Here is a 23255-nt window from a genome sequence, read left to right on the forward strand (position 1 = left end):
ACCGCGAGCCGTCGCCTTACACCTTGGCGGCGTAGATCATCCGCCCCGGCCCCAGCCGCTCGAACACTTCGGTCAGCTCATTCTCGCCGACCGCGAAGCAGCCCTGACTGCGTCCCAGCATCCCGCGCTCGCGGATCATGTCGGGGTTGGCATACCAGGCGGCGTGAACGACGATCGCGCGGTCCAGCGCATTGTTGTTGGTCGCATCCAGCCCGAGCAGCCGCTGCGACCTTCCGTGCTTGCCGACGTAATAATCGGCGGTCGCGAACGCGCCCTCGCACGACGCGTTCGACCCGTTCTGGTTCGAGAAGCGCTGCAGATAGCCCGTGTGCGCCGGGTCCGATCCACTGCCGTGCGCGACCAGCTTCGAAACGGTGTGCCCATCCTCGAGATTGATGAGGTGGAAGCGCGGTGCGCTCGATCCTGCCGAGAAGTCCGCCACCGCGATCCGGTCGCGCTTGGCGATTCGGCTGCCGTGCCGCTCGAGCGCGGCGAGCGCGCGCTTGAGCAGCTGCGGGTTGACGCCCGGCGCCTCGATCGCCGGCGGCACCGATGCGCTGGCGACCGCAGGTTGCGACACCGGCGTGGCCGACGGATGGAAGAAGTCGTCCGGGATCAGCGACTCCGGCGTACCACGGCGCGCGCGGTCGCGCATTCCGGCCGACACCGCACCCGGGATCATCAAGGCGCCGACGAACAATCCGCCGGTCTTCAGCAAAGCACGGCGTGACGACACCGTATCCTGCGACTGCATCATGAGTAACGTAAATCCCCGCTCCAATGCCCGTGATGTAGCATGGAACAGCTTAATTATCGTCAACGTTAACTGCTGTTTGCGCCTGATCCGGGCGCATTTGCCGCAGATGATGAACGCTTCGTCGCCCGGCACCGAAACGGTCGCGGCGCGTTGACTGATCGATGTGCGCCGGACGGGCCGGCCATCGCAAGGAACGTCAGAAGGCCATCGTCATGCGTCGAATCGCTCCTTTCCTGTTCGCGGCCGTGCTGATGAGCGGCGTCGCTTCCCCGGTCGCGGCCAACGGATCGGAGGCGCTGGCGATCACCGAGGCCGCGGCGACGCTGCCCCCAAATCGCTTCGTCTGGACCCCGGCGGCGGACGGTGCGGGACGCGTCAGCGTGTTGATCTCGATCCCCGATCAGCGCGCCTATGTGTTCCGCGGACAGCAACTGGTCGCCGCGTCATCGGTGTCGACCGGCTCGGACGATCGCCCGACCCCGACAGGCACCTTCACGATCCTTCAGAAGAAGGCGCAGCACCGCTCGAACCTCTACGATGACGCGCCGATGCCGTTCATGCAGCGGCTGACATGGGATGGCGTCGCGCTCCATGCCGGGCGCAACCCCGGCTTCCCGGCCTCGCACGGCTGCATCCGGCTGCCGACCGCCTTCGCCAGGAAGCTGTTCGGCGCGACGCAGCTCGGCGCGACCGTCGAGGTCACCGACGAGGCCTATGTCGCTGGCGCGTTCCTTCCCAGCGGCGATGCGGAGGATACCGCCCGCGCCAACGATTACGCGAGCCGATGACGTGTCACCGACCCAGCCACATCCATAGTGGATTGGCCGGGTCGGACAGAAGCTTGATGGTTAGTGCGATCGACATCGCGACCAGCAGCAGCCGCACGCCCTTGCCGCCGAAGCGCAATGCCGCCCACGCACCACATTGATTGCCCGCGACGTTCGCCGCCGCCATCGCGCCGCCGAGCAGCCACAGCACCTTTCCGCCCGCGATCATCGCGGTAAGCGCGGCGAGGTTCGTCGCCAGATTGAGAAACTTGGTATTGGCGATCGCGCGCACCAAGCCGAGCCCGCCGAGCGCGACCAGCGCGGTGGTGAGGAACGATCCGGTCCCCGGCCCGAAGAAGCCGTCGTAGAAGCCGAGCAGCGTCGTCACGCCGGTCAGCCCGGCCTGCCCGAGCCGCGCGTGGCGGTCGGCCTCGCTCATCGGCGGGGCCAGCAGGAAATAGAGCGCCATCGCGATGAGCAGCACCGGCACGAGAGCGGCGAGGAAACGCGGATCGACATGCTGCACCGCTATTGCGCCCGCAACCGACCCGGCAAAGGCGCCCGCCGCGGGTAAGGCGAAGCGGCGCAGGTCGACATGGCCGGCGCGCCAGAACGTGAGGAACGCCGATCCGGTGCCGACCGCGCTCTGCAACTTGTTGGTCGCCAGCGCCGCGACCGGCGGCACGCCGGCCGCGAGCAGCGCCGGGATCGTCAGCAACCCGCCACCGCCCGCCAGCGCATCGATCGCCCCGGCGACGAACGCGACGAGGACAAGGAAGGCGAAGATGTCAGGGGCGAGAGGCATGACGTCGCGACCTATGCGGCTTTGCGGCGGACCGCCAGCCGGCTAGGTTGGCAGGATGCGCAACATCGTCATCCTTACCGGCGCGGGCGTTTCCGCGGAGAGCGGCATCGCCACCTTTCGCGGTCCCGGCGGGCTGTGGGAGGGCCACCGCGTCGAGGATGTGTGCACGCCCGAGGCGCTGGCGCACGATCCGGCGCTGGTGCACCGATTTTACGACCTGCGCCGCGCCGCGCTTGCGTCAGTTTCGCCCAACCCAGCGCATCATGCGCTGGCGCGGCTCGATCGCGAATGGGGCGGGGAGCTGTTGATCGTCACGCAGAACGTCGATGACCTGCACGAACGGGCAGGGGCGCGGCGGTTGCTGCACATGCATGGCGAGTTGCGCTCGGCGTTATGCGCTTCGTGCGGCGCACGGCGGCCGTGGAGCGAGGTACTGCCGCCGGGAAGCGTCTGCCCCGCTTGTCATGCACCGGCGCTACGACCCGACATCGTCTTCTTCGGCGAAATGCCGTACCAGATGGAACGGATCGACGACGCATTGTCGCGCGCCGATCTGTTCGTCTCGATCGGCACCTCGGGGGCGGTCTATCCGGCCGCCGGCTTCGTGCAGCTGGCGCGACACCATGGCGCGGCGACGCTGGAGCTGAACCTCGATCCGTCGGAGGGCAGCGCGTGGTTCGACGAAACGCGGCTCGGCCCGGCCGGCACGCTGGTGCCGGCGTGGGTGGACGAAGTTCTTGGAAGTCCCTCGCCCCAGAGTGCAATCCCTTCAAGCTGAAGCGTCACCCCGGCGAAGGCCGGGGCCCAGTTGGGGGACGCTCATGGTGTAGGTCGCGCCATATTTCGTCGGCCTTCCCGACTGGGCTCCGGCCTTCGCCGGGGTGACGATGGGAAACGGTTCAGGGGGGCAACTCTAACGTCCCTACCGCCCGCCGGAGCAACGGGAGACCGCCTCCGGCCCGTTACTTCGCCGAACCGCGCCCGCGCCGCTCGCCACGGCGTTCCTTGCGCACCGTCTTGGCATGGGCCCGCGCGCGCGCCTTCTTTTCCTCGCGCGTCGGGGGCAGCTTCACGTCCAGCGGCATCATGTCGCCGGCCATGACCTCGAACCCGAGGCTGGCGAGGCTTTCGCTGAAGTGCGTGGGCAACTCCGCGGTGACGTCGATCTCGCCGCCATCGGGATGGTCGACGCGGATGCGGCGCGCGTGGAGATGCATCTTGCGGCTAATATTGCCGGTCAGAAACGCGGCGGGACCACCATATTTGCCGTCGCCGACGATCGGGTGCCCGATCGCTGCCATGTGGACGCGCAACTGGTGCGTGCGCCCGGTGAACGGTTGCAGCTCCACCCAGCAGGCGCGGTTGCCGGCGCGTTCGATGACGCGATAGCGGGTGCGCGCCGGCTGGCCGTTCTCCTCGTCGACGTGCATCTTCTCGCCGCCGGTGCCGGGTTGCTTGGCGATCGGCAGCTCGATCATCCCGTCGTCGATCGACGGCACGTCGACCACCAGCGCCCAATAGACCTTCTTGGCGGTGCGGCTGGAGAAGCTCTTGGCGAACGCCGCCGCCGCGCGCGCGCTGCGCGCCACCAGCAGCGCGCCCGACGTGTCCTTGTCGAGCCGGTGGACCAGCTTCGGCCGCCCCTCCGCCTCATATTGCAACGCGTCGAGCAGTCCGTCGACATGCTGGACGGTCTTGGTGCCGCCCTGCGTTGCGAGGCCCGGCGGTTTGTTGAGCACCAGCGCGGCGGGGTCCTTGTGGATCACCAGCTCGCGTGCGAACGCGGCCTCGTCGTCGCTCAGCGGTGGACGCTCGCGCTTCGGCCGGTCTTCGGCGCGCTCGGGTTCGGCTGGGGGCACGCGCAACACCTGCCCGGCCTGAATACGGTCGCCGGGGCCGACGCGGGCACCGTCGACGCGCAGCTGCCCGGTGCGCGCCCATTTCGCGACGGTGGTAAAGCTGGTGTCGGGCAGATGCCGTTTGAACCAGCGATCGACACGGATCCCGTCGTCGTCATAGCCGACGGTGAACTGGCGGACCGCATCGCTCATGCCGGCACCCGGGCGAGCGCGAGCCCCGCGAACAGCGCGACGATCGCGCCGGTCACCGACAATAGCACGTAGCCGAGCGCCGCGACCAGCGCGCCGCGCTCGATCATGCCGACGACGTCGAGCGCGAACGACGAGAAGGTGGTGTAGCCGCCAAGCACGCCGACGCCGAGCAGCAGCCGCCACGTCTCGCCGCTCGCGCTCGCCGAGCGCGCCAGCACGCCGACCAGCAGCCCCATTAACAGGCCACCGACGAGATTGACGGTGAGCGTGCCCCACGGCCAGCCGGTCCCGAGCGCCTGCGCCATCGCGCGCCCGGTCAAATGGCGTGCGCCGGCGCCGACCGCGCCACCCGCCATGACAAGAAAGAGGGAGTTCATCGCCGCGCCCTATCGCGTTTCGACGCGCAAGGGAAATCAGCCGTGCGCGCTGTTCGAGAACAGGTTCATCACCAGCACGCCCGCGACGATCAGCGCCATCCCGGCGATCGCCGCCGCGTCGAGCCGCTGCCCGTGCCACAGCCACGCCACCGTCGTGACCAGCACGATTCCGACTCCGGACCAGATCGCATAAGTGACTCCGGTTGGCATCGTCCGCAGCGTCAGCGACAGGCAATAGAAGGCGATCGCATAGCCTGCCACCGTCACCAGCGTCGGCCACGGTCGCGTGAATCCGTCCGACTGTTTCAGGGCGGAGGTAGCGGTGACCTCGGCGACGATCGCGATCAGCAGGAACAGATAGGCCATATCATGCCTTGTCGCGCGTTCGTACACGCCTGACGAGCGGTCACGTGTGTCTTGGTCTTGCAAGACACCGGGCGAGGGGCCATGTTCGGCTCATGCTCAACCTGTTCTCGATCGTCATCGGCCTGGTCGCGCTCCTGCTCGGGATCGTGCCGTTCCTGCCGTTCTTCGCCTGGGGCTATTGGTTCGTGATCCCGATCGCGGTGGTCGGCGCCGCCATTGGCGCGCTGTCCTCACGCAACGGCGGGCGCAACCTCAATCTCGTGCTGATCCTGATCTTCGGCCTGCGCCTGATGCTGGGCGGCGGATTGATCTGACCGACGCAAGAGGATGAGGCGCCCGGCTATCGAAGCCGGGCGCCCGTGGATCAGCGGCAGACCACCTGACCGCGATCGACCTGCTGGCCGAGCAGCGCACCGCCGCCCGCACCGATCAGCGTGCCCAGCAGGCGCGACCCGCCGCCGGCGATGATGTTGCCGAGTGCGCCGCCCGCCAGGCCGCCGACGATTAGACCGGTCGTGCCGTCGTTGCGGCGGCAGTAATAGCGACCGTCATTGCCGCGATAGATGCGATCGTTGCGGGTCAGCGCGCGCTGCCGATAATAGCGTCCGTCACGGTAATAACGGTCGGCGTAATAGCGGCGTTGGCCCGGCTCGAGTCGGTTGTAGTCGTAACGTCCCGACTGGCGCCAGTCGCGCAGGCGATCGTTGCGGTCGCGCCGCGCGTCGCGCACGTTGTCGCGATATTCGCGCCGCGCGTTGCGAACGTCGCGGCGAGAATCGGCATCGCGCAGGTCCTCGCGATATTCCTTGCGCGCGTCGCGCACGTCCTCCCGATACTCGCGGTTCGCCTCGCGCGGACGCTGGGCCTGCGCCGGCGCGGCCGACATCGCGGTCAATGCGGTTGCGCCAAGCACCGCCGCCATGATGATACGCATCACTTGCTCCCTTCTGCTAATCAGAGTTAGGGGAGAACGACGGCGGCGGACGCAGGTTGCGTGAACACAATACTACTTTGCGTTCATTTGCGGGACATTATTGCACGAGTTCGTGCGTCAGACTGATCTCGGCCTTCAACAACTTCGACACCGGGCAGTTCGCCTTGGCATCCTGGGCGATGCGCGTGAATTCTTCGGCGTCGATGCCCGGCACCTTCGCCTTCAGGTGGAGTTTGGAGGAGGTGATCGTAAAGCCGTCGCCATCCTTGTCGACCGTGACGCGGGCATCGGTCTCCAGCGTTCCGTCATGATAGCCCGCGCCGGCAAGGGCGAAGCTGAGCGCCATCGTGAAGCAACTGGCGTGCGCGGCCGCGATCAGTTCCTCGGGGTTGGTTCCCGGACCGTCCTCGAACCGCGACCCGAAGCCGTAGCGCGCGTCGCTGAGCACGCCCGACTGTGTCGATGTCCAGCCGTTGCCGTCCTTGCCGAAACCTTCGTAGCGCGCCGATCCGCTGCGGGTGGGCATGTCCTGCTCTCCTTGTCACACGAAAAAGGGCGCGATCCGCGTCCCGGATCGCGCCCCACAAACGTCCATCGGCGCATAAAGGCGCACCGATGGTGCTATTTTCGGAGCATCAACGGCACTGACGCTTGCCGCTGCGCTCGATCTCGCGCCCGGCCAGCGCGCCGCCGACACCGCCCAGCACCGTGCCGAGCGTCCGGTCGCCACGCGAGTCGATCGTACGGCCGAGCAGGCCGCCCGCGACCGCGCCGACGACCAGCCCGGTGGTGCCGTCGGGCTTGCGGCAGCGCAGGCGACCGTCGTTGCCGCGCCATTCGCGATACTTGTGGCGACGCTGCGCATCGGCGTCGACCGTGGTGGCGACCAGCGTCGGCGCGACCATCGCGAAGGCACCAACAGCAAGCATGAGGCTACGCATGTAACAATCTCCCGTTCATTCAATCGTGATGCGACCGAAACGTGTTTCTTTTAGCGCAGTTGCATGAACCTGTAACAACGTCGCGTTCATCCTGAGACAGGCAGACGGCGCATGCGGGCGAGCGCCCCCTTCGAAGCGACATTGCACAGCGTCGACGGCCGTGTAGAGGGCAAGCGATGGACTGGAATCCGACCGTGATGGCGCGCTACCTGCTGGAAACCCCGTCGGTCGCCGGCCACGGTGGTCGGCTGGGGCAGCGGTATCACGCGCATGGCGACGACTGGATCGAGGTCGCGCAGCCGTGGCATGAAGGCCTGGTCGGCGACGAAGAAACGGGCATCATCGCTTCCGGGCCAATCATCGCCCTGATGGACGTCGCGACCAGCCTTGCGGTCTGGCATCGCTGCAACGCCTTCGTCGCCCATGCCACGCTGGATCTGCGCGTCGACTATCTTCGCCCGGCGCGTCCGCACCAGACCGTGATCGGACGGGGCGAGTGCCTGCGCGTCACCCGCTCGATCGCCTTCACGCGCGGGATCGCGCACGACGGCGACCCCGACGATCCGGTCGCGCATGTCGCGGCGACGTTCATGGCGACCACCGGCAGCTATCCGCGGGTGGCCGCGTGACCTTGCCGCCCTATGCGCAGCTGCTGGGCGTCACGCTGGAGCTGGTCGATGACGTGCCGGAGATCGTGATGCCGTTCGGGCAGCATGTCGTCGGTCGCCCCGGCTATCTTCAGGGCGGCGCGATCGCCGGGCTGCTGGAGGTCGCGGCGGTGGCGGCGGTGCGCCATGCGCTGGCCGCCGAGGCGGCAAGGATCAAGCCGATCAACGCCACGGTCGATTTCATGCGCGGCGGGCGCGATCACGTCACGCGTGCGGCGGGCGAGATCACGCGGCTGGGCGCGCGGATCGCGACCGTTACCGCGGTGGCGTGGCAGGACGATCGTGCGCGTCCGATCGCCAGCGCGCGGATGAACTATCTGATCGAGCGCGTGACCGGATGACCCCACCGCTCGATCCGGTCGTGTTGCTGCCCGCCTTCGCGCCGTGGCTGGACGTGGCGGGATTGGCGGTGTTCGCCGCATCGGGGGCGCTGGCGGCGGCGCGACGTGCGCAGACGCCGGTGACATTGGCCTTCTTCGCGCTCGTCACCGGGGTCGGCGGCGGGACGGTGCGTGACCTGCTGATCGGCGCGCCGGTCTTCTGGGTCCACGATTCGCGCGTCGCGGCGGTGTGTCTGCTGGTCGCGGGAGTGATCTGGATCACGCCGGAACGCTGGTGGCGCGGCGCGGCGCTCGACTGGTTCGATGCGGTCGGGCTCGCCGCCTACGCGGTCTATGGTGCAGCGAAGGCGCTCGGCTATGGCGTGCCGCCGCTTCCGGCCGCGCTGATGGGCGTGGTGACGGGATGTGTCGGCGGGATCATCCGCGACGTGCTGGCGGGTGAGCCGTCGATCCTGATGCGCCCGGAATTGTACGTCACCGCCGCGGCGCTGGCGGCGGGCTGCTATGTGGGGCTGCGCGAGCTGGGGATGGTGCCGTGGCACGCCGCGGTGATCGCGGCGGTCGCGGGCTTCGCGCTGCGTGCTGCAGCGATCCGGTTCAAGCTGGCGTTGCCGGCCTATGGGGAGGGGTAGGTACGTGTCGCCCCTGCGTAGGCAGGGGCGACGCGATATAGGCGGAATTGAGCGGGGCGATCAGAACGCCGGCTCTTCGCCCGGCTTCTCCGCGACATGGATGCCGCACTCGACCTTGTCCCAGCCGCGCCAGCGCCCGGCGCGCGGATCTTCGCCGGGGCGGACCTTCGAGGTGCACGGCGCGCAGCCGATCGACAGGTAGCCCTGCGCCTCCAGCGGATGCCGCGGCAGGTCGTGCTCGGCGAAATAGCCGTCGAGCTTTTCCTTCGACCAGTCGGCGAGCGGGTTGATCTTCAACCGGCCCTCATCCTCCTCGAAGCGCGGTAGCGCGAGGCGGGTCTTGGCCTGGAAGCCCTTGCGACCCGAAATCCATGACTGGAACGGCAGCAACGCGCGGCGCAGCGGCTCGACCTTGCGCAAGTCGCAGCAACCGTCGGGATCGTAGGACCAGCGCAGCCCCTTCTCGTCCTTCAGCCGCAACAACCGCGGATCGGGGCGGAACACGCGCAGGTCGGTCAGCCCCAGCCGCTCGGACAATTCGTCGCGATAGGCGAGGGTTTCCCCGAACATCTTCTGCGTGTTGGTGAAGATCACCGGCACGTCGCGGTCGACCGAGGCGATCATGTGCAGCAGCACCGCTGACTCCGCCCCGAACGACGATACCGCCGCGATCCGGCCGGCCAGCTCGCCGGTCAGCAGCTCGCGCAGCATGTCGGGTGCGGACACGCCTTCGAACCGCGCCTGCATCGCCGCGGCATCGGCGGCGGTGAAGGCGGGGCGGACGTCGATGACGTCCAGATCATGCAGGGGCAGATCGTGAGCCGGCTTACCCATGGCGTAATTTCCAGACCGGGACCGCCGCGTCGGCGGCCTTCTGATAGACATGATCATAACGCTCCAGCGCGCGCTTGAGCACGACCGGATCGACCGCCGCGTGCGGCGCGAAAGCGTCGAAGCCACACCGGCGCATCAACGGGATCTGATCGACCAGCACGTCGCCCTCGGCGCGCAGCTCGCCGGTATAGCCCGCCTCGCGCAGGATCCGCGCGACCGAATAGCCGCGCCCGTCGCGGAACGTCGGGAACGACACCTCGACCAGCGCCAGCCGGTCGAGATGCGGGATCAGCGCGCGCGCATCGTCGCCGGGCTCGATCCGCACCGCGGTCGCGTTCGACTGGCCGGCAAGAAAGGCGTCGAGCGTCACCGCCGGCTCCTCGTGCACGCCGCCGTCGCGGAAGCGCAGATGCGCGCGGTCGTCGATTAGGTCGACCTCGAACGCCTCAACCATAGATCGCCTCCTTGAACGGCTGCATCCCCACGCGGCGATAGGTGTCGACGAAGCGTTCACCGGTCTCGCGGATGCGGACATAGGTGTCGGTGACGCGCTCGATCGCATCGACCACGCCATCCTCGTCGAAGCCGGGGCCGGTGATCTTGCCGAGCGACACGTCCTCCGCGCCCGAACCGCCGAGCAGCAGCTGGTAATTCTCGGTGCCCTTCCGGTCGACGCCGAGGATGCCGATATGCCCGGCGTGATGGTGGCCGCAGGCGTTGATGCAGCCGCTGATCTTGAGCTTCAATTCGCCGAGAACGCGCTGGCGGTCGAGGTCGGCGAAGCGCTGCCCGATCTTCTGCGCGAGCGGGATCGAGCGCGCATTGGCGAGCGCGCAATAATCGAGCCCGGGGCAGGCGATGATGTCGCTGATCAGGTCGAGGTTGGCGTCGGCCAACCCGGCCTCGGCGAGCGCCTCCCACACCGCCTTCAGATCGGCGACGCGGACGTGCGGCAGGACGATGTTCTGCGCATGCGTCACGCGCAGCTCGTCGAAGCTGTAGCGCTCGGCGAGGTCGGCCATGACGTCGATCTGCTCGGCGGAAGCGTCGCCGGGGATGCCGCCGATCGGCTTGAGCGAGATGGTGACGATCGCTTGGCCCGGCTGCTTGTGCGCGCGGACGTTCTGGTCGAGCCACACCGCGAAATCCGGGTCGCTGCGATCCGCGACCGCGCCGTCATCGGCGGCGAAGGCGGGCGCGGCGAACATCGCGCTGATCCGCGCCAGTTCGGCGGCGGGCGGGTCGATGCCGAGCTGGCGGACCTGTGCGAATTCCTCCTCGACCTCGGCGCGATACTTGTCGGCGCCCAGTTCGTGGATCAGGATCTTGATCCGCGCCTTGTAGATATTGTCGCGCCGGCCGTAGCGATTGTAGACGCGCAGGCACGCCTCCAGATAGCTCATCAGCTGGTCGGCGGGGATGAAGTCCTTGATCTCCGGCGCAATCATCGGGGTGCGGCCCATCCCGCCGCCGACGAACACCTTGGCGCCGAGCACCCCGTCTCGCTCGAGCAATTGCAGCCCGATGTCGTGGAGCCGCATCGCCACACGATCTTCTTCGGCCGCGATCACCGCGATCTTGAACTTGCGTGGCAGGTAGCTGAATTCGGGGTGGAAGGTGCTCCACTGCCGCAGCAATTCCGCGAACGGGCGCGGATCGGTCACCTCGTCGGCGGCCGCGCCCGCGAACTGGTCCGAGCTGATGTTGCGGATGCAATTGCCGCTGGTCTGGATCGCGTGCATCTCGACCGTCGCCAGCTCGGCGAGGATGTCGGCAGCGTCCTCCAGCTTGATCCAATTATACTGGATGTTCTGGCGGGTGGTGAAATGGCCGTAGCCGCGGTCGTACTTGCGCGCGACATGGGCCAGCATCCGCATCTGCCGCGCATTCAGCGTGCCATAAGGCACCGCGACGCGCAGCATATAGGCGTGCAGTTGAAGGTAGAGTCCGTTCATCAGCCGCAGCGGCTTGAACTGATCCTCGCTCAGCTCGCCCGACAGCCGCCGCTGGCACTGGTCGCGGAACTCCTCGACCCGCGCATCGACGATCGACTGGTCATATTCGTCGTACTTGTACATCGTTGCTTCCTCGATCCCCGCGCAGGCGGCGGGGAGGGGTTCAGATCACCCAGTCGCCCGCGAGGGCGTCGGCGGGCTTGAGCGTCAGATCGGGGCGGACGGTCGGGCCGAGCGCGCGGATCCGGTCCTTGATATGCGCCGGGCGCGGACCGTCGGGGGTCTGGCTCGCCTCAATCACATAGGGGACGTTGACGCGCCGCGCGGCCTCTTCCTCGCGCGCGATCGCCTCGGCGCGCTCGCCGGCGTCGCCGGCCTCGGCGATGTGGCGCGACCAGTCGCGGCCGGTCCACCACACCACGTCGCCGGTCGCCAGATCGTTGCCGGTCACCAGCCTCATGCCATCGTCTCCACCACCTTCGCATAGCCCGCCAGCCGGTCCTCGGCGTCGGACAGTTCCACCACCTCGCCGACGACGATGATCGCCGGGCTCGCCACCTGCTCGCGCGACACCATCGCGCCGAGATCGGCGAGCAACGTGCGCAGCGCCCGATGGCCGGGCAACGTGCCCTTCTCCAGCACCGCGACCGGCATGTCAGGGGCGACGCCGTCGGCCATCAGCTTGTCGGCGATCGCCTCGGCGGTGGCGACGCCCATGTAGATCACCAGCGTCCGACCCTGCCCGGCGAGCCCCGACCAGTCCTGATCGGTCAGCCCCTTGCACTGGCCGGCAACGAAGGTGACCGCCGAGCTGTGATCGCGATGGGTGAGCGGCAGCATCGCCTCGGCGGCGCAGCCGAGCGCCGCCGACACGCCCGGGATCACCTCGACCGCCAAACCGGCGGCGCGCACCGCCTCGACCTCTTCGCCGCCGCGCCCGAAAATGAACGGATCGCCGCCCTTCAGCCGCACGACGACGCTGCCGGCCATGACGTGCGCGACGATCAGCGCGTTGATCGCCTCCTGTGGCAGTGTGTGCCGCGCGCGGCGCTTGGCGACCGAGATGCGGTGCGCTTCGGGGGGAGCGAGATCGAGGACGCGCGCGTCGATCAGCCCGTCGTGGACGACGACATCGGCGCAGCGCAGCGCCTCCACCGCACGGACGGTGAGCAGGCCGGGATCGCCAGGGCCGGCACCGACGAGGATGACGCGACCGCGCGCGTCGGGATCAAGAAGCGTCGCCATGATGCCATCGCACATGGGGCAGGCCAGCGGGGGGTGCAATCGAGCGATGCTTGGCGGTGGCGTAGGATTGGTTTTGTGGTTGTTGTTGTTGGGGGTGGGGTGGACACAGCAGTGCCCACCATCGTCATCCCCGCGAAGGCGGGGATCCAGACGCGCAAGTCTGTCGATAGAAGCGCGAGGACATAGTTTCTGGATCCCCGCCTACGCGGGAATGACGAGACGGGACGTCAATGCCGCGCCGCATGAACCTTGTGCATGACCAGCGCGATCACCCCGCCGACGATCAGCCCGAACACCCCCGCAATGCCCGCGCTCACCAGCCAGCCGAGCGCCCCGCCGCCTGCACCCTCGGCGAGATGGTGGACGAACGCGGCCGGCGCGGGCACGCCGACGTCGGCGGCATTGTGGATCAGCAGGTCGCCGCCGACCCACAGCATCGCCGCAGTGCCGACGACCGTCAGTACCTGCATCAGCACCGGCACGCCCTTCACCAGCCCGCGCCCGATCGCCTGCGCCGCTGTCGAGGGGCGCTGCGCCAGATACAGGCCGACATCGTCCGCCTTCACGATCAGCGCGACGACGCCGTAGACGCCCGCGGTGATCGCCACCGCGACGAGCGCCAGCGTCACCGCCTGCGTCAGCAGCGGCTGGTCCGAAACCTCTCGCAGCGCGATCACCATGATCTCGGCCGACAGGATGAAGTCGGTGCGGATCGCGCCCGAAACCTTCTGCTTTTCCAGTGCGACCGGATCGGTGATGACCGTTTCCTCGTCCGCGCCATGACCGCCGGATACCGCCTCGATCACCTTTTCCGCGCCCTCGAAGCACAGGAACGCGCCGCCCAGCATCAGCAGCGGCGCAAGCGCCCAAGGTGCGACCGCGCTCAGGATCAGCGCGGCGGGCAGCAGGAACAGCAACTTGTTGCGGATCGAGCCGAGCGCGATCTTGCCGATGATCGGCAGCTCGCGCTTCGGCGAGAGCCCGACGACATAGCGCGGGGTGACCGCGGTATCGTCGATCACCACCCCCGCCGCCTTCGTCCCCGCCTTGGTGGCGGCCGCCCCGACATCGTCGAGCGATGCCGCCGCCAGCCGCGTCAGTCCGGCGATATCGTCGAGCAGCGCGACCAGTCCGCTTGCCATTGTCTGTCGATCCTTGTTGGGGGTCAGGCGTCGGCGAGGCCGATGCCGATCGTCGCGCGCGCCGCTTCGGCCTCGTTCGAGACGACCGGATAGGCACAATAATCGGCGGCGTAATAGGCGCTTGGCCGGTGATTGCCCGACCAGCCGATGCCGCCGAACGGTGCGGACGACGACGCGCCGTTGGTCGGGCGGTTCCAGTTGACGATCCCGGCGCGCGCGCCCGCCCAAAAGCGATCGAACAGCGCCGGAGTCTGGCTGATCAGCGAGGCGGACAGGCCGTAGCGGGTGTTGTTCGCCTCGGCGATCGCGCCGTCGAAATCGTCGGCGCGGATTACCTGCAGCAACGGACCGAACAGTTCGATGTCAGGGCGGTCGCCGACGTCGGTGACGTCGATGATCCCGGGCGTGACGAACGGCCGATGCTCGACCGGGCGCGCCATGTGGTGAATCGGGCGGCCGCCCTTCATCATCAGCGCGAGGAAGCTTTCGGTCAGCCCGTCGGCGGTGTCATTGTCGATCACCGGGCCCATGAACGGCGCCGGATCGTCGTGCGGCGCGCCGACGATCAACCGGCGGGTCAGCGACGCCAGCTCGGCAAGTAGCGGTTCGGCCAGCGGTTCCTGCACGATCAGCCGTCGGGCGGCGGTGCAGCGCTGCCCGGCGGTGGTGAAGGCGGACTGGACGATCAGCACAGCGGCGGCGTGCAGGTCGGGCGTGTCCCACACCAGGATCGGGTTGTTGCCACCCATCTCCAGCGCGAGGATCTTCTCGGGCTTCTCCGCGAAGGCGCGGTTGAGCGCGATCCCGGTGCGCGCCGAGCCGGTGAACAGCAGCCCGTCGATCCCGTCATGCGCGGCCAGTGCGCGACCTTCGTCGGGGCCGCCGATCACCAGCCGCAGCGTCTCCGCAGGCACCCCGGCAGCGTGGAAACAATCGACCAGAAACGCGCCGGTCGCCGGGGTTTTCTCCGAGGGTTTGAAGACGATGGCGTTGCCCGCGATCAGCGCGGGGACGATGTGGCCGTTCGGCAGATGCGCGGGAAAATTGTACGGCCCCAGCACCGCCAGCACGCCGTGCGGCTTGTGGCGAAGCGCCATGCGCGTGTTCATCGGCGCGTCGAGCCGGCGCTGCGCGGTGCGCTCGGCATAGGCGCTGACCGAGATGTCGACCTTCGCCGCCACCGTGTCGACCTCGGTGCGCGCTTCCCACAACGGCTTGCCAGTTTCGCGCGCGATCAGATCGGTAAAGGCGTCGGCGCGCTGGCGGATGACATTGGCGAAGCGGCGCAGCGTTTCGATCCGGAACGACAAGGACTTGGCCGCCCAGGGCACGAAGCCGGCGCGCGCCGCCGCGACCTCGGCATCGACGTCGCTCGTCTCCGCACGCCACAATTCCGCACCGGTGGCGGGTTCGAAGGAGATCAGTTCAGCCATGCCGCTGGTCTTAGCCGTAACTTTCATCAGGGCGGAAGGGGGATCGTCAGCGCAGCGCGTCGCCCATCGCGCGGATGTTGGCGATGGTTGCGCCAAACGGCCCCCAATCGTCGGCGGCGGCGATCGGTGCCCAGATCGCCTCGACCCGGTCGATTAGCATCGAGCACGGCTCGCCGTGCCAATGGGCGTGATCGCGTGCGCGGCGGGGCGAAAAGACTTGTAGATGTTGGCGCACCTCGTCCCACGCGTTGCCGTAAGTTTGCGGTAAAGGTTGCGCGAAGGCGTCGAAGAAGAACTGGTCGACCGGCGTGAGCGTCGCGCGCAACGCGCGTTCGACCGCCTGGACCAGCGCGCGGTTTTCCTCCGGTGCGCGCGGCACCCGGCCGAGCCGCCACAACACCGCTTCGGCGATCGCGGGCTGATACTGGCCGGCGAACGCGTCGAGCGCGGCGATCAGTGGCTCGGACTCGCTGATCTGCGCGAGCGAGGAGGCGAGTTGCATAACGTCCCACAGGATCGCCTCGGGCTGGCGGCCGAAGGCATAGAGCCCGGCGTGGTCGAAATAGGCGGCGACGAACGCGGGATCCCAGACGGGTGCGAACCGCCACGGACCATAGTCGAAGCTCTCGCCGGTGACGTTGATGTTGTCGGAATTGAGCACGCCGTGCACGAACCCCGCCGCCATGTAGCGTGCCGCCAGCGTCGCGGTGCGCGCGACGACCAGCTCCAGCAGCCGGACGGGATCGTCGCTGTCCTCGCCGTAGAGTTCGCGCAGCACATAGCCGGTCAGGCGGCGCAGCGCGTCCTCGTCGCGATGGTAGGCGAGCCGCTGGAACGTCCCGATGCGGATATGCGAATGGCTGAGCCGCACCAGCACGCTGCCGCGCGTCGGCGAGGGCTCGTCGTTGCGCTCGAGCGCCTCGCCGGTCTCGATCAGCGAGAAGCTGCGCGAGGTGGGAACGTTGAGCGCCTCGAGCATCTCGGTCGCCAGCACCTCGCGCACGCCGCCCTTCAGCGTCAGGCGCCCGTCGCCGAAGCGGCTCCACGGCGTCTGCCCCGAGCCCTTGGTGCCGAGGTCCATCAATCGCCCGCGGTCGTCGCGGAGCTGCGCGAAGGTGAAGCCGCGCCCGTCGCCGATGTCGGGATTGTACACGCGGAACTGATGCCCGTGGTAGCGCAGCGCCAACGGTCGTTCGAGCGTACCGGGCAGCGGATCGAAGCGGCCGAAATGCGCGACCCATTCGGCATCGTCGAGCGTGTCGAGCCCGACCTGCGCGGCGGCGCGATCGTTGCGGAAGCGCAGGGTCGCCTGCGGAAAGCGCGCGGCGGCGACTTCGTCGTAAAAGGGGTCGCCGAGCGTGGTGAGGGTGCGCTCGGGGCGATATGCTTGCGGGTCGACGGCCATGCCGCGATATGGGGGGCGGTCGGCAGGGGGCGCAAGCGATGGCGGAGTTTCGGGACGTCTATTGGTGGTCGAGCGACGGGCTGCGGCTCCACGCGCGCGACTATCCGGGGGCCGAAGACGCGCCGCCGGTGCTGTGCCTGCCCGGGCTGACCCGCAACGCGCGCGACTTCGCGGCGGTCGCACAGGCGATCGCGCCTGCGCGGCGCGTGATCGCGGTCGAGTTCCGCGGGCGCGGCGAGAGCGGCTATGCCAAGGACCCGATGAGCTACGTCCCGCTCACCTATGCGCAGGACGTGGTCGCGTTGCTCGACGACCAGAACATCGACCGGTTCGTGACGATCGGCACCTCGCTGGGCGGGATCGTGACGATGCTGCTCGCCGGGCTGGTGCCGGGGCGGCTGGCGGGCGCATTGTTGAACGACGTGGGGCCGGAGATCGAACCCGCCGGGCTCGCGCGCATTCGCGGTTATGTCGGCAAGCCGAGCACCTATCCGACGTGGATGCATGCCGCGCGCGGGGTGCAGGAAAGCAATGCCGCCGCTTATCCCGATTGGGAGATCGAGCAATGGCTGGCGATGGCCAAGCGGCTGTACCGCGTCAATTCCGCCGGGCGGATCGTGCTCGACTATGACATGAAGATCGCCGAGCCGTTCCGCCTGCCCGGCAACGAGGCGGGGCCGGACATGTGGCGCGCGCTCGCCGCGCTGGCGGGGGTGCCGGTGCTGGTGGTGCGCGGCGCGCTGAGCGACATCCTGTCGGCGGGCACGGCCGAGCGGATGGTGTCGGTGCTGCCCGATGCCGCGCTGGTGACCGTGCCGGGGGTCGGCCACGCGCCGATGCTGGATGAGGCGGCGGTGCAACCTGCGTTGATGCAGTGGCTGGCGCAGACCGGGAACCGCGCGGCGGACTGAGGCGCTGTCGCGGGGCTTTACGACGTGCGTTTGGAGAGCCCGATGATCAGTCTTCCCCTTCATCCACCCCGGCGAACGCCGGGGCCCAGTTGGGCGACGCTCGGCGACCACCCGCGACCGTTCTCCCAACTGGGCCCCGGCGTTCGCCGGGGTGGTTGCTGGAGGGGCGTGGTGCCGCATTCCGGAGGTGGCGCATGACTGACGTTCGGGACGCTCACACCAGCGTATTGCCGCTCGCCGGACGCCGCGCGGCGATCACCGGCGGGACGACCGGCATCGGGCGCGCGATCGCGCGGTTGCTCGCCGCGGAGGGTGCGTCGGTGTTCATCGGCGGCACCGATCAGGCGCATCTCGACGAGGCGCTGACGGACATCCGGAAGGTCGGCAGCGGCGAGGGCGCGCTTTACGACCTGTCCGATCCCGACAATGTCGGCGCGTTCCTGTCCGCCGCCGACGCGGCGCTGGGCAGGTATGACATCGTCGTCGCCAATGCCGCCGAGGCGGCGTCGGGGCTGACCGAGATGGACGAAGCGGACGTGCGTCATGCGATCTCGCTCAACTTCTCCCAGTATCTGCTGCTCGCGCACCGCGCCGCGACGACGATGGCGCCGGGCGGCGATATCGTGATGATCGGTTCGACCAGCGCCTATGTGCTCGGGCCGCATTCGACGGTCTACGCCGCGATCAAGCACGGCTTGCAGGGCTTTTCGATCGCGCTGCGCCGCGAGCTGGGCGGCAAGGACATCCGCGTCACCTTGGTCGAGCCGGGCAAGACCGGCTCCGACATGCAGATGCCCGACGTCAGCCCTCAGGAGCAGCGCGACCAGATCGAGGCGGGGACGATGTTGCGCGCCGAGGATATCGCGGTCGGCGTCCAGTATCTGCTCACCCAGCCGCGCCGCACCGTGATCCAGCGGCTGACGATCAGCCCGCGCGTGCAGGAGGAGGAATGATGGCCGACTGGCCGCATGACGCGTTGGTGCTGACGCCGCATGACATCGATCTGTCGCGCTCGCCGTTGGCGGGCAAGATCGACGCCGAAACCTATGTGCTGGGCGCGTTCAATCCGGGGATGACGCGGCTGCCGAACGGCAACCTGCTGCTGATGGTGCGCGTCGCCGAGGCGCTGCGCCACCCGGTGCGCGAGCAGCAGATCCATGCGATCCGCTGGCACGACGGCGGCTATGTGCTCGATGCCTGGCCGCTGTCGCTGGTCGACACGTCCGATCCCCGCAAGTTCATGATGCGCGGCGCCGGGTGGAAGGTGATGGCGCTGACCTCGCTGTCATGGCTGTTGCCGGTCGAGCTGGATGCCGAAGGGCGCGCGGTAGTGGCGATCCATTACGACCGCGCGATCGCGCCGCGCACGGATTATCAATGCTATGGCGTCGAGGACGCGCGGATCACGCAGGTCGACGGGCGCTATTACATGACGACCTGCTCGGTCAGCCCCGAGCGGCATTCGACCACGCTCTACACCAGCGACGACGCGCTCGACTGGACGCTGGAGGGGATCGTCCTCGACCATCAGAACAAGGACATGCTGATCTTCGAGGGCAAGGTCGGCGACAAGTTCTGCGCGCAGACGCGGCCGCTCGGCGATCTGTATTTCGCCTATCCGCCGGAGTCCGAATGGCGCGCGGGGCCGTCGATCAATCTGGCGACATCGCCCGACGCGCTGCATTGGAAGCCGTACGACAAGCCCGGTATCCGCCCGCATGCGCAGACGATGGCGACCGCGCGCATGGGCGGCGGCGCACCGCCGGTGTTGGCGGAGGTCGGCGGGCAGCGGGGTTGGCTGTCGCTGTGGCATGGCGTCGAGCCGTCGGGCGTGGTCGGTATTTACCGCACCTATTGGACCTTGCTCGACCGCGACGATCCGTCACGCGCACTGGCGACCGATCATGCGCCGCTGCTGGAGCCGGCGCCGGAGCTGCTGAAACCACTGGAAGAGCTGCTGTACGTCACCGATGTCGTGTTCACGACCGGGATCGCCGACGGCGGCGACCATTGGGTGGTGGCGAGCGGCGAGGCCGATCTGGCGTGTCGGATCACGCATGTGCCGAAGGACCGGATCGGGTAGCCGCTCGTCATTGCGAGCGTAGCGAAGCAATCCAGGGCGTCCTGGTCCGGCTCTGGATTGCTTCGCTGCGCTCGCAATGACGATGGACATGAAAAAGGCCCAGAGCGCGCGTGCGCTCCGGACCTTTCAGCATCACGCCGCCGGAGCGGCGCGACGGGTCGGATCAGTTGCTGTCCGAATTGTCGTCGTCGTCGACCGCGATGACGACACCGGCGGCGACCACGGCGGCGGCGAGCACCAGCGCGACGATCGAGCCCGGCGCGGCCAGCTTGCTCTTGCCAGAGGTGGCGGTGCTGGCGCGCGCCGACTTCGCCACCGACAGCGAGGCCGCCGGGCTGGCGGCGGGAGCGGCGAGGGCGGGGGCAGCGGCCAGCGTGAGCGAGGCGGCGGCGGCGAACATGGAAGCGATCTTCATGGGTGCGTCTCCTGTTAGTCGCGGATAACAGGTCAGTCCTTGTCCGGTTCCGCCGCGCAGGGGAAGCGGAAGATGGTGCGTGCCCGCATTTGAGGCGCTATGTGGCGGGTATGTCACAGTCGCTGTTCCTTCTCTACCTGTTCGACATGTTCGACCCGCGCGGGGGCGATCCGTGGAGCCGGCGCGCGGTGCAGCTGATGACGGCGTTTGGCGAGACGGCGCGGCATGTGGTCGCGGCCGACGATTGTCGCGCCGCGCTGCCTGATGGCGTGGCGGGCACGCTGGCGCAGAACCCTCCGCCGCTCTCCGGCGCGGTGTCGGTAGCGCGCTATGAGGCGATCGTGCGCGCGATGCGCGGGCACGATCTGGTGCTCAGCTTCGGCGCGGGCGCGATCGACGCGGTGATGGCGCGGCGCGCTTTCCCGCGCGACACGCCGCCGATCGTCCACCACGAGGACCCGGCGGCGGGGACGAGCGGCGGCAGCGCACGGCTGTATCGCCGCATCGCGCTGGGCGCGGCCGCGGGGCTGGTGGTGGGGGGGCAAGACGCGGCGGTCACGGCGGCGGCGCGCTGGAAGGTCGCCGACGCACGGCTGCACGTCATCCCGGACGGCATCGATTTGTCGGCCTTCGCACGCGCCCCGAATGCGAAGATGGTCGCCGGCTTCCGTCGCAAGCCGGTCGAGGTGGTGATCGGCATTCCGATGGACGGCGCGAGCGACGGCGAACTGGCGTTGCTGGTGCGCGCGGTCGCCGGGCTGGCGGCGCGCTTCCGGCTGGTTGCGATCGGTGACGGTGCGGGGCGCACGACGGTGGAGCGAACGGCGCTGGCGATGGGGATCGACGATCGGCTGGTGCTGCCCGGTGCGCTGGCCCCGACGTCGGCATGGCTAGGCGGTGTCGACGTGCTGCTGCTGCCGATGCGGCTCGGCGCGGCGCTGGCGATCGTCGTCGAGGCGATGGCGGCGGGGGTGCCGGTGATGGCGCTGCGTGGCGGTGCGACCGAAGCGCTGCTCGCCCCGGAGAATAGCGCGTTGCTGTCGCCCCATGCCGCGGAAGTGCCGCTGCGCGATGCGCTTCAGCCGCTGGTCAGTGATGCGACGCTGCGCGCGGCGACCGGGGCGGCGAACCGTGCCCGTGCGGCGGAGCGGCACGACGCGGCGGCGATGATCGCGCGATCGGCCGCCCTCTATTCGCAAGCGATCGGACGACCGGCTTTGCTCGTTTGAGTCGCATTTCGGTCGCGTTGCGGCCCGATTGCTTTATACGGGGCCGCTGCATCACTGGTGAAAACGGGAATTCGCGTGTTCAAGGGGCTGAAGCCGATCGTCTATGCGGGCCGCGAGGTCTGGCCGCTGGTGGAGGGGGGCAAGGGGGTTGCCGCCACCAATCACGCCTCGGCGGGCGCCTGGGCGGCGGCGGGCGGAATCGGCACGGTCTCGGCGGTCAACGCGGACAGCTACGATCCCGACGGCAAGATCATCCCGCAGATCTATCGCGCGCTGACCCGGCGTGAGCGGCACGAGGAACTGATCGCTTACGCGATCGAGGGGGCGGTGCAGCAGGTGCAGCGCGCGTGGGAGATTGCGGGCGGCAAGGGCGCGATCAACATCAACGTGCTGTGGGAAATGGGCGGCGCGCCGCGCGTGCTGCACGGCGTGCTGGAGCGGACGCGCGGGCTGGTGGCCGGCGTCACCTGCGGCGCCGGGATGCCGTACAAGCTGAGCGAGATCGCGGCGTCCTACAACGTCAACTATCTGCCGATCGTCAGCTCGGGCCGCGCGTTCCGCGCATTGTGGAAGCGCGCCTATTCGAAGGCGAGCGAGTGGCTGGCGGCGGTGGTCTACGAGGACCCGTGGCTGGCGGGTGGGCACAACGGCCTGTCGAATGCCGAGGACCCGCTGAAGCCCGAGGATCCCTATCCGCGCGTCAAGGCGCTGCGCGAGACGATGCGCGAGGGCGGCATTCCCGACACCACCCCGATCGTGATGGCGGGCGGCGTCTGGTATCTGCGCGACTGGAACGAGTGGATCGACAATCCCGAACTCGGCCAGATCGCCTTCCAGTACGGCACGCGCCCGCTGCTGACGCAGGAAAGCCCGATCCCCGAGGAATGGAAGGCCAAGCTGACGCAGATTGAGGAGGGCGAGGTGCTGCTGCACCGTTTCTCGCCGACCGGTTTCTATTCGTCGGCGGTGCGCAACCCGTTCCTGCGTTCGCTCGAGGCACGCTCGGAGCGGCAGATCGCCTTCTCGACGCAGGAAGCCGGCGACCATGTCTTCCAGCTCGACGTCGGGGTGAAGGGCAAGAACTTCTGGGTGACGCGCAACGACCTACTGCGCGCACGCGAATGGTTCGGCGCGGGCTTCACCGACGCGCTCAAAACCCCGGACAATACGCTGGTCTTCGTGACGCCGCAGGAGAAGGGCGAGATCCGCAAGGACCAGGCCGATTGCATGGGCTGCCTCAGCCAGTGCCTGTTCTCGAGCTGGGCGGATACCGAAACCAACTCGACCGGGCGGCTCGCCGATCCGCGCAGCTTCTGCATCCAGAAGACGTTGCAGGACATCGCGCACGGCGGCGACACCGACGCGAACCTGATGTTCGCGGGGCACGCGGCGTATAACTTCAAGCGCGATCCGTTCTACTCGAACGGCTTCGTGCCGACCGTCAAGCAGCTCGTCGACCGCATCCTGACCGGCGACTGATGTTCGACGCGGCGCTGGTGCAAGTAGCGACGGCGCTGCGCGACGCGCGCGATCCGTGGTGGGTGATCGGCAGCGCGGCGGTGCGATTGCACGGCGGCGACACGTCGGTCGCCGACATCGACGTGCTGACGAGCGCGCAGGACGCGGAGCGGCTGCTCGAAACGTGGGCGGGCGCGGCGACGATCGGCGGTGCGAGTGATCGCTTCCGGTCGCATCCGTTCGCGCGGCTGGACGGTGCGGCCTTGCCGGTCGAGGTGATGGCCGATCTCGAACTTCGCACGGAGAGCGGCTGGCAGCGGGTGCGGCCGCTGACGCGGGTGGCGCGCGGGGATGTCTTCGTCCCGGATCGCGACGAGTTGAGAGCGATCCTGCGCGCGTTCGGGCGCGGGAAGGATCTGGCACGCGCGGCGTTACTCGACCCGCCGGCCGCGCAACCGACCGATGGTGAGGCGGCATGTGGGCCGGCGCGCGCATGACGCCGTTCC

29 protein-coding genes are annotated in these 23255 nt (G+C 68.6%); 12 read left to right on the forward strand and 17 right to left on the reverse strand.

The annotated features are described in order from the left end of the window. Window positions 1-16: 16 nt before the first annotated feature. Entirely contained in the window at window positions 17-757 is a 741-nt protein-coding gene (locus tag PGN12_09125; GenBank protein ID MEH3104051.1) for a murein L,D-transpeptidase catalytic domain family protein, read from the reverse strand. Between the two features lie 212 nt (window positions 758-969). Between PGN12_09125 and PGN12_09130 the strand changes: the two genes are divergently transcribed. Further along, on the forward strand, window positions 970-1545 hold the full coding sequence (locus PGN12_09130; GenBank protein MEH3104052.1) for a L,D-transpeptidase family protein: 576 nt from the start codon (window positions 970-972) through the stop codon (window positions 1543-1545). A gap of 4 nt (window positions 1546-1549) precedes the next feature. Here the strand turns inward: PGN12_09130 and PGN12_09135 are convergent, their stop codons facing one another. After that, window positions 1550-2329, reverse strand: a complete 780-nt coding sequence (locus PGN12_09135) for a TSUP family transporter (protein MEH3104053.1) — start codon at window positions 2327-2329, stop codon at window positions 1550-1552. A 55-nt stretch (window positions 2330-2384) separates the two neighbouring features. Here PGN12_09135 and PGN12_09140 point away from each other — a divergent pair, with 55 nt between their 5' ends. Beyond that, window positions 2385-3107 (forward strand): NAD-dependent deacylase, encoded by a 723-nt coding sequence (locus tag PGN12_09140; GenBank protein ID MEH3104054.1) that lies wholly within the window; start codon window positions 2385-2387, stop codon window positions 3105-3107. A 184-nt stretch (window positions 3108-3291) separates the two neighbouring features. On the opposite strand, the gene PGN12_09145 is transcribed toward PGN12_09140, so the two are convergent. The 3 genes from PGN12_09145 to PGN12_09155 are packed head-to-tail and all read right to left on the reverse strand — an operon-like array spanning window position 3292 to window position 5123. Continuing rightward, window positions 3292-4380, reverse strand: a complete 1089-nt coding sequence (locus tag PGN12_09145) for an RluA family pseudouridine synthase (protein ID MEH3104055.1) — start codon at window positions 4378-4380, stop codon at window positions 3292-3294. Then, window positions 4377-4757 carry a fluoride efflux transporter CrcB gene (gene crcB, locus PGN12_09150; protein ID MEH3104056.1) on the reverse strand — a complete coding sequence of 127 codons (381 nt, stop codon included), beginning with the start codon at window positions 4755-4757 and terminating at the stop codon, window positions 4377-4379. The genes PGN12_09145 and crcB overlap by 4 nt, the downstream gene beginning before the upstream one ends. Window positions 4758-4793: 36 nt before the next feature. Then, entirely contained in the window at window positions 4794-5123 is a 330-nt protein-coding gene (locus tag PGN12_09155; protein MEH3104057.1) for a multidrug efflux SMR transporter, read from the reverse strand. 92 nt (window positions 5124-5215) lie between these two features. Between PGN12_09155 and PGN12_09160 the strand changes: the two genes are divergently transcribed. After that, window positions 5216-5437 carry a hypothetical protein gene (locus PGN12_09160; protein ID MEH3104058.1) on the forward strand — a complete coding sequence of 74 codons (222 nt, stop codon included), beginning with the start codon at window positions 5216-5218 and terminating at the stop codon, window positions 5435-5437. A gap of 50 nt (window positions 5438-5487) precedes the next feature. Here the strand turns inward: PGN12_09160 and PGN12_09165 are convergent, their stop codons facing one another. The 3 genes from PGN12_09165 to PGN12_09175 all read right to left on the reverse strand — a co-directional run bounded on the left by PGN12_09165 (window position 5488) and on the right by PGN12_09175 (window position 6998). Continuing rightward, window positions 5488-6057: a glycine zipper 2TM domain-containing protein gene (locus PGN12_09165; GenBank protein MEH3104059.1), complete on the reverse strand. Its 570-nt coding sequence runs from the start codon at window positions 6055-6057 to the stop codon at window positions 5488-5490. 97 nt (window positions 6058-6154) lie between these two features. Then, window positions 6155-6583: an OsmC family protein gene (locus PGN12_09170; GenBank protein MEH3104060.1), complete on the reverse strand. Its 429-nt coding sequence runs from the start codon at window positions 6581-6583 to the stop codon at window positions 6155-6157. Between the two features lie 109 nt (window positions 6584-6692). Continuing rightward, entirely contained in the window at window positions 6693-6998 is a 306-nt protein-coding gene (locus PGN12_09175) for a glycine zipper 2TM domain-containing protein (protein MEH3104061.1), read from the reverse strand. A 176-nt stretch (window positions 6999-7174) separates the two neighbouring features. On the opposite strand from PGN12_09175, the gene PGN12_09180 reads away from it, so the two are divergent. From PGN12_09180 to PGN12_09190, 3 genes are read left to right on the forward strand one after another with little or no spacing between them, the layout of a single operon-like run. After that, entirely contained in the window at window positions 7175-7627 is a 453-nt protein-coding gene (locus PGN12_09180; protein MEH3104062.1) for a PaaI family thioesterase, read from the forward strand. Then, window positions 7624-8007, forward strand: coding sequence for a PaaI family thioesterase (locus tag PGN12_09185; protein ID MEH3104063.1), 384 nt, complete (start codon window positions 7624-7626; stop codon window positions 8005-8007). Before PGN12_09180 ends, PGN12_09185 begins: the two co-directional genes overlap by 4 nt. Beyond that, entirely contained in the window at window positions 8004-8639 is a 636-nt protein-coding gene (locus PGN12_09190) for a trimeric intracellular cation channel family protein (protein ID MEH3104064.1), read from the forward strand. The genes PGN12_09185 and PGN12_09190 overlap by 4 nt, the downstream gene beginning before the upstream one ends. A 60-nt stretch (window positions 8640-8699) precedes the next feature. Here PGN12_09190 and PGN12_09195 read toward each other — a convergent pair whose 3' ends face one another. The 8 genes from PGN12_09195 to PGN12_09230 form a co-directional block, all read right to left on the reverse strand. Further along, entirely contained in the window at window positions 8700-9473 is a 774-nt protein-coding gene (locus PGN12_09195; protein ID MEH3104065.1) for a phosphoadenylyl-sulfate reductase, read from the reverse strand. Continuing rightward, window positions 9466-9927: a DUF934 domain-containing protein gene (locus tag PGN12_09200; GenBank protein ID MEH3104066.1), complete on the reverse strand. Its 462-nt coding sequence runs from the start codon at window positions 9925-9927 to the stop codon at window positions 9466-9468. Before PGN12_09200 ends, PGN12_09195 begins: the two co-directional genes overlap by 8 nt. After that, window positions 9920-11551, reverse strand: a complete 1632-nt coding sequence (locus PGN12_09205; GenBank protein MEH3104067.1) for a nitrite/sulfite reductase — start codon at window positions 11549-11551, stop codon at window positions 9920-9922. The genes PGN12_09200 and PGN12_09205 overlap by 8 nt, the downstream gene beginning before the upstream one ends. A gap of 40 nt (window positions 11552-11591) precedes the next feature. Next, window positions 11592-11888, reverse strand: coding sequence for a DUF2849 domain-containing protein (locus tag PGN12_09210; GenBank protein MEH3104068.1), 297 nt, complete (start codon window positions 11886-11888; stop codon window positions 11592-11594). Further along, window positions 11885-12673 (reverse strand): uroporphyrinogen-III C-methyltransferase, encoded by a 789-nt coding sequence (gene cobA / locus PGN12_09215; GenBank protein MEH3104069.1) that lies wholly within the window; start codon window positions 12671-12673, stop codon window positions 11885-11887. The genes PGN12_09210 and cobA overlap by 4 nt, the downstream gene beginning before the upstream one ends. A 227-nt stretch (window positions 12674-12900) precedes the next feature. After that, window positions 12901-13815 carry a DUF808 domain-containing protein gene (locus PGN12_09220; GenBank protein MEH3104070.1) on the reverse strand — a complete coding sequence of 305 codons (915 nt, stop codon included), beginning with the start codon at window positions 13813-13815 and terminating at the stop codon, window positions 12901-12903. Between the two features lie 23 nt (window positions 13816-13838). After that, window positions 13839-15248, reverse strand: coding sequence for a succinylglutamate-semialdehyde dehydrogenase (gene astD / locus PGN12_09225; protein ID MEH3104071.1), 1410 nt, complete (start codon window positions 15246-15248; stop codon window positions 13839-13841). Window positions 15249-15294: 46 nt separating this feature from the next. Then, window positions 15295-16653, reverse strand: a complete 1359-nt coding sequence (locus PGN12_09230) for a YdiU family protein (GenBank protein MEH3104072.1) — start codon at window positions 16651-16653, stop codon at window positions 15295-15297. 38 nt (window positions 16654-16691) lie between these two features. On the opposite strand from PGN12_09230, the gene PGN12_09235 reads away from it, so the two are divergent. The 3 genes from PGN12_09235 to PGN12_09245 all read left to right on the forward strand — a co-directional run bounded on the left by PGN12_09235 (window position 16692) and on the right by PGN12_09245 (window position 19647). After that, window positions 16692-17564, forward strand: coding sequence for an alpha/beta hydrolase (locus PGN12_09235; GenBank protein ID MEH3104073.1), 873 nt, complete (start codon window positions 16692-16694; stop codon window positions 17562-17564). A gap of 194 nt (window positions 17565-17758) precedes the next feature. Next, window positions 17759-18517: an SDR family NAD(P)-dependent oxidoreductase gene (locus PGN12_09240; GenBank protein MEH3104074.1), complete on the forward strand. Its 759-nt coding sequence runs from the start codon at window positions 17759-17761 to the stop codon at window positions 18515-18517. Continuing rightward, complete coding sequence (locus tag PGN12_09245) at window positions 18517-19647, forward strand: glycosidase (protein ID MEH3104075.1); 1131 nt, start codon at window positions 18517-18519, stop codon at window positions 19645-19647. Before PGN12_09240 ends, PGN12_09245 begins: the two co-directional genes overlap by 1 nt. Window positions 19648-19810: 163 nt before the next feature. On the opposite strand, the gene PGN12_09250 is transcribed toward PGN12_09245, so the two are convergent. After that, window positions 19811-20062 carry a hypothetical protein gene (locus tag PGN12_09250; GenBank protein MEH3104076.1) on the reverse strand — a complete coding sequence of 84 codons (252 nt, stop codon included), beginning with the start codon at window positions 20060-20062 and terminating at the stop codon, window positions 19811-19813. A gap of 110 nt (window positions 20063-20172) precedes the next feature. Here PGN12_09250 and PGN12_09255 point away from each other — a divergent pair, with 110 nt between their 5' ends. From PGN12_09255 to PGN12_09265, 3 genes are all read left to right on the forward strand, one after another. Continuing rightward, window positions 20173-21291, forward strand: a complete 1119-nt coding sequence (locus tag PGN12_09255) for a glycosyltransferase (GenBank protein ID MEH3104077.1) — start codon at window positions 20173-20175, stop codon at window positions 21289-21291. 75 nt (window positions 21292-21366) lie between these two features. Then, entirely contained in the window at window positions 21367-22770 is a 1404-nt protein-coding gene (locus PGN12_09260) for a nitronate monooxygenase (GenBank protein MEH3104078.1), read from the forward strand. Continuing rightward, entirely contained in the window at window positions 22770-23246 is a 477-nt protein-coding gene (locus tag PGN12_09265; GenBank protein MEH3104079.1) for a hypothetical protein, read from the forward strand. The genes PGN12_09260 and PGN12_09265 overlap by 1 nt, the downstream gene beginning before the upstream one ends. Window positions 23247-23255 lie beyond the last annotated feature (9 nt).

The sequence above is a fragment of the Sphingomonas phyllosphaerae genome, from assembly GCA_036946405.1.
Taxonomy (GTDB): Bacteria; Pseudomonadota; Alphaproteobacteria; order Sphingomonadales; family Sphingomonadaceae; genus Sphingomonas; species Sphingomonas phyllosphaerae_D.

Bases quoted from the DNA above. Each gene is read 5' to 3' on its own strand.
- PGN12_09250 (MEH3104076.1), bottom strand. From the start codon at position 20,062: ATGAAGATCGCTTCCATGTTCGCCGCCGCCGCCTCGCTCACGCTGGCC.
- PGN12_09180 (MEH3104062.1), top strand. From the start codon at position 7,175: ATGGACTGGAATCCGACCGTGATGGCGCGCTACCTGCTGGAAACCCCG.
- PGN12_09175 (MEH3104061.1), bottom strand. From the start codon at position 6,998: ATGCGTAGCCTCATGCTTGCTGTTGGTGCCTTCGCGATGGTCGCGCCG.
- crcB (MEH3104056.1), bottom strand. From the start codon at position 4,757: ATGAACTCCCTCTTTCTTGTCATGGCGGGTGGCGCGGTCGGCGCCGGC.
- PGN12_09205 (MEH3104067.1), bottom strand. From the start codon at position 11,551: ATGTACAAGTACGACGAATATGACCAGTCGATCGTCGATGCGCGGGTC.
- PGN12_09190 (MEH3104064.1), top strand. From the start codon at position 8,004: ATGACCCCACCGCTCGATCCGGTCGTGTTGCTGCCCGCCTTCGCGCCG.
- PGN12_09220 (MEH3104070.1), bottom strand. From the start codon at position 13,815: ATGGCAAGCGGACTGGTCGCGCTGCTCGACGATATCGCCGGACTGACG.
- PGN12_09195 (MEH3104065.1), bottom strand. From the start codon at position 9,473: ATGGGTAAGCCGGCTCACGATCTGCCCCTGCATGATCTGGACGTCATC.
- PGN12_09155 (MEH3104057.1), bottom strand. From the start codon at position 5,123: ATGGCCTATCTGTTCCTGCTGATCGCGATCGTCGCCGAGGTCACCGCT.
- PGN12_09135 (MEH3104053.1), bottom strand. From the start codon at position 2,329: ATGCCTCTCGCCCCTGACATCTTCGCCTTCCTTGTCCTCGTCGCGTTC.
- PGN12_09130 (MEH3104052.1), top strand. From the start codon at position 970: ATGCGTCGAATCGCTCCTTTCCTGTTCGCGGCCGTGCTGATGAGCGGC.
- PGN12_09170 (MEH3104060.1), bottom strand. From the start codon at position 6,583: ATGCCCACCCGCAGCGGATCGGCGCGCTACGAAGGTTTCGGCAAGGAC.
- PGN12_09140 (MEH3104054.1), top strand. From the start codon at position 2,385: ATGCGCAACATCGTCATCCTTACCGGCGCGGGCGTTTCCGCGGAGAGC.
- PGN12_09235 (MEH3104073.1), top strand. From the start codon at position 16,692: ATGGCGGAGTTTCGGGACGTCTATTGGTGGTCGAGCGACGGGCTGCGG.
- PGN12_09240 (MEH3104074.1), top strand. From the start codon at position 17,759: ATGACTGACGTTCGGGACGCTCACACCAGCGTATTGCCGCTCGCCGGA.
- PGN12_09160 (MEH3104058.1), top strand. From the start codon at position 5,216: ATGCTCAACCTGTTCTCGATCGTCATCGGCCTGGTCGCGCTCCTGCTC.
- astD (MEH3104071.1), bottom strand. From the start codon at position 15,248: ATGGCTGAACTGATCTCCTTCGAACCCGCCACCGGTGCGGAATTGTGG.
- PGN12_09230 (MEH3104072.1), bottom strand. From the start codon at position 16,653: ATGGCCGTCGACCCGCAAGCATATCGCCCCGAGCGCACCCTCACCACG.
- PGN12_09200 (MEH3104066.1), bottom strand. From the start codon at position 9,927: ATGGTTGAGGCGTTCGAGGTCGACCTAATCGACGACCGCGCGCATCTG.
- PGN12_09255 (MEH3104077.1), top strand. From the start codon at position 20,173: ATGTCACAGTCGCTGTTCCTTCTCTACCTGTTCGACATGTTCGACCCG.
- PGN12_09145 (MEH3104055.1), bottom strand. From the start codon at position 4,380: ATGAGCGATGCGGTCCGCCAGTTCACCGTCGGCTATGACGACGACGGG.
- PGN12_09245 (MEH3104075.1), top strand. From the start codon at position 18,517: ATGGCCGACTGGCCGCATGACGCGTTGGTGCTGACGCCGCATGACATC.
- cobA (MEH3104069.1), bottom strand. From the start codon at position 12,673: ATGGCGACGCTTCTTGATCCCGACGCGCGCGGTCGCGTCATCCTCGTC.
- PGN12_09125 (MEH3104051.1), bottom strand. From the start codon at position 757: ATGATGCAGTCGCAGGATACGGTGTCGTCACGCCGTGCTTTGCTGAAG.
- PGN12_09165 (MEH3104059.1), bottom strand. From the start codon at position 6,057: ATGCGTATCATCATGGCGGCGGTGCTTGGCGCAACCGCATTGACCGCG.
- PGN12_09210 (MEH3104068.1), bottom strand. From the start codon at position 11,888: ATGAGGCTGGTGACCGGCAACGATCTGGCGACCGGCGACGTGGTGTGG.
- PGN12_09265 (MEH3104079.1), top strand. From the start codon at position 22,770: ATGTTCGACGCGGCGCTGGTGCAAGTAGCGACGGCGCTGCGCGACGCG.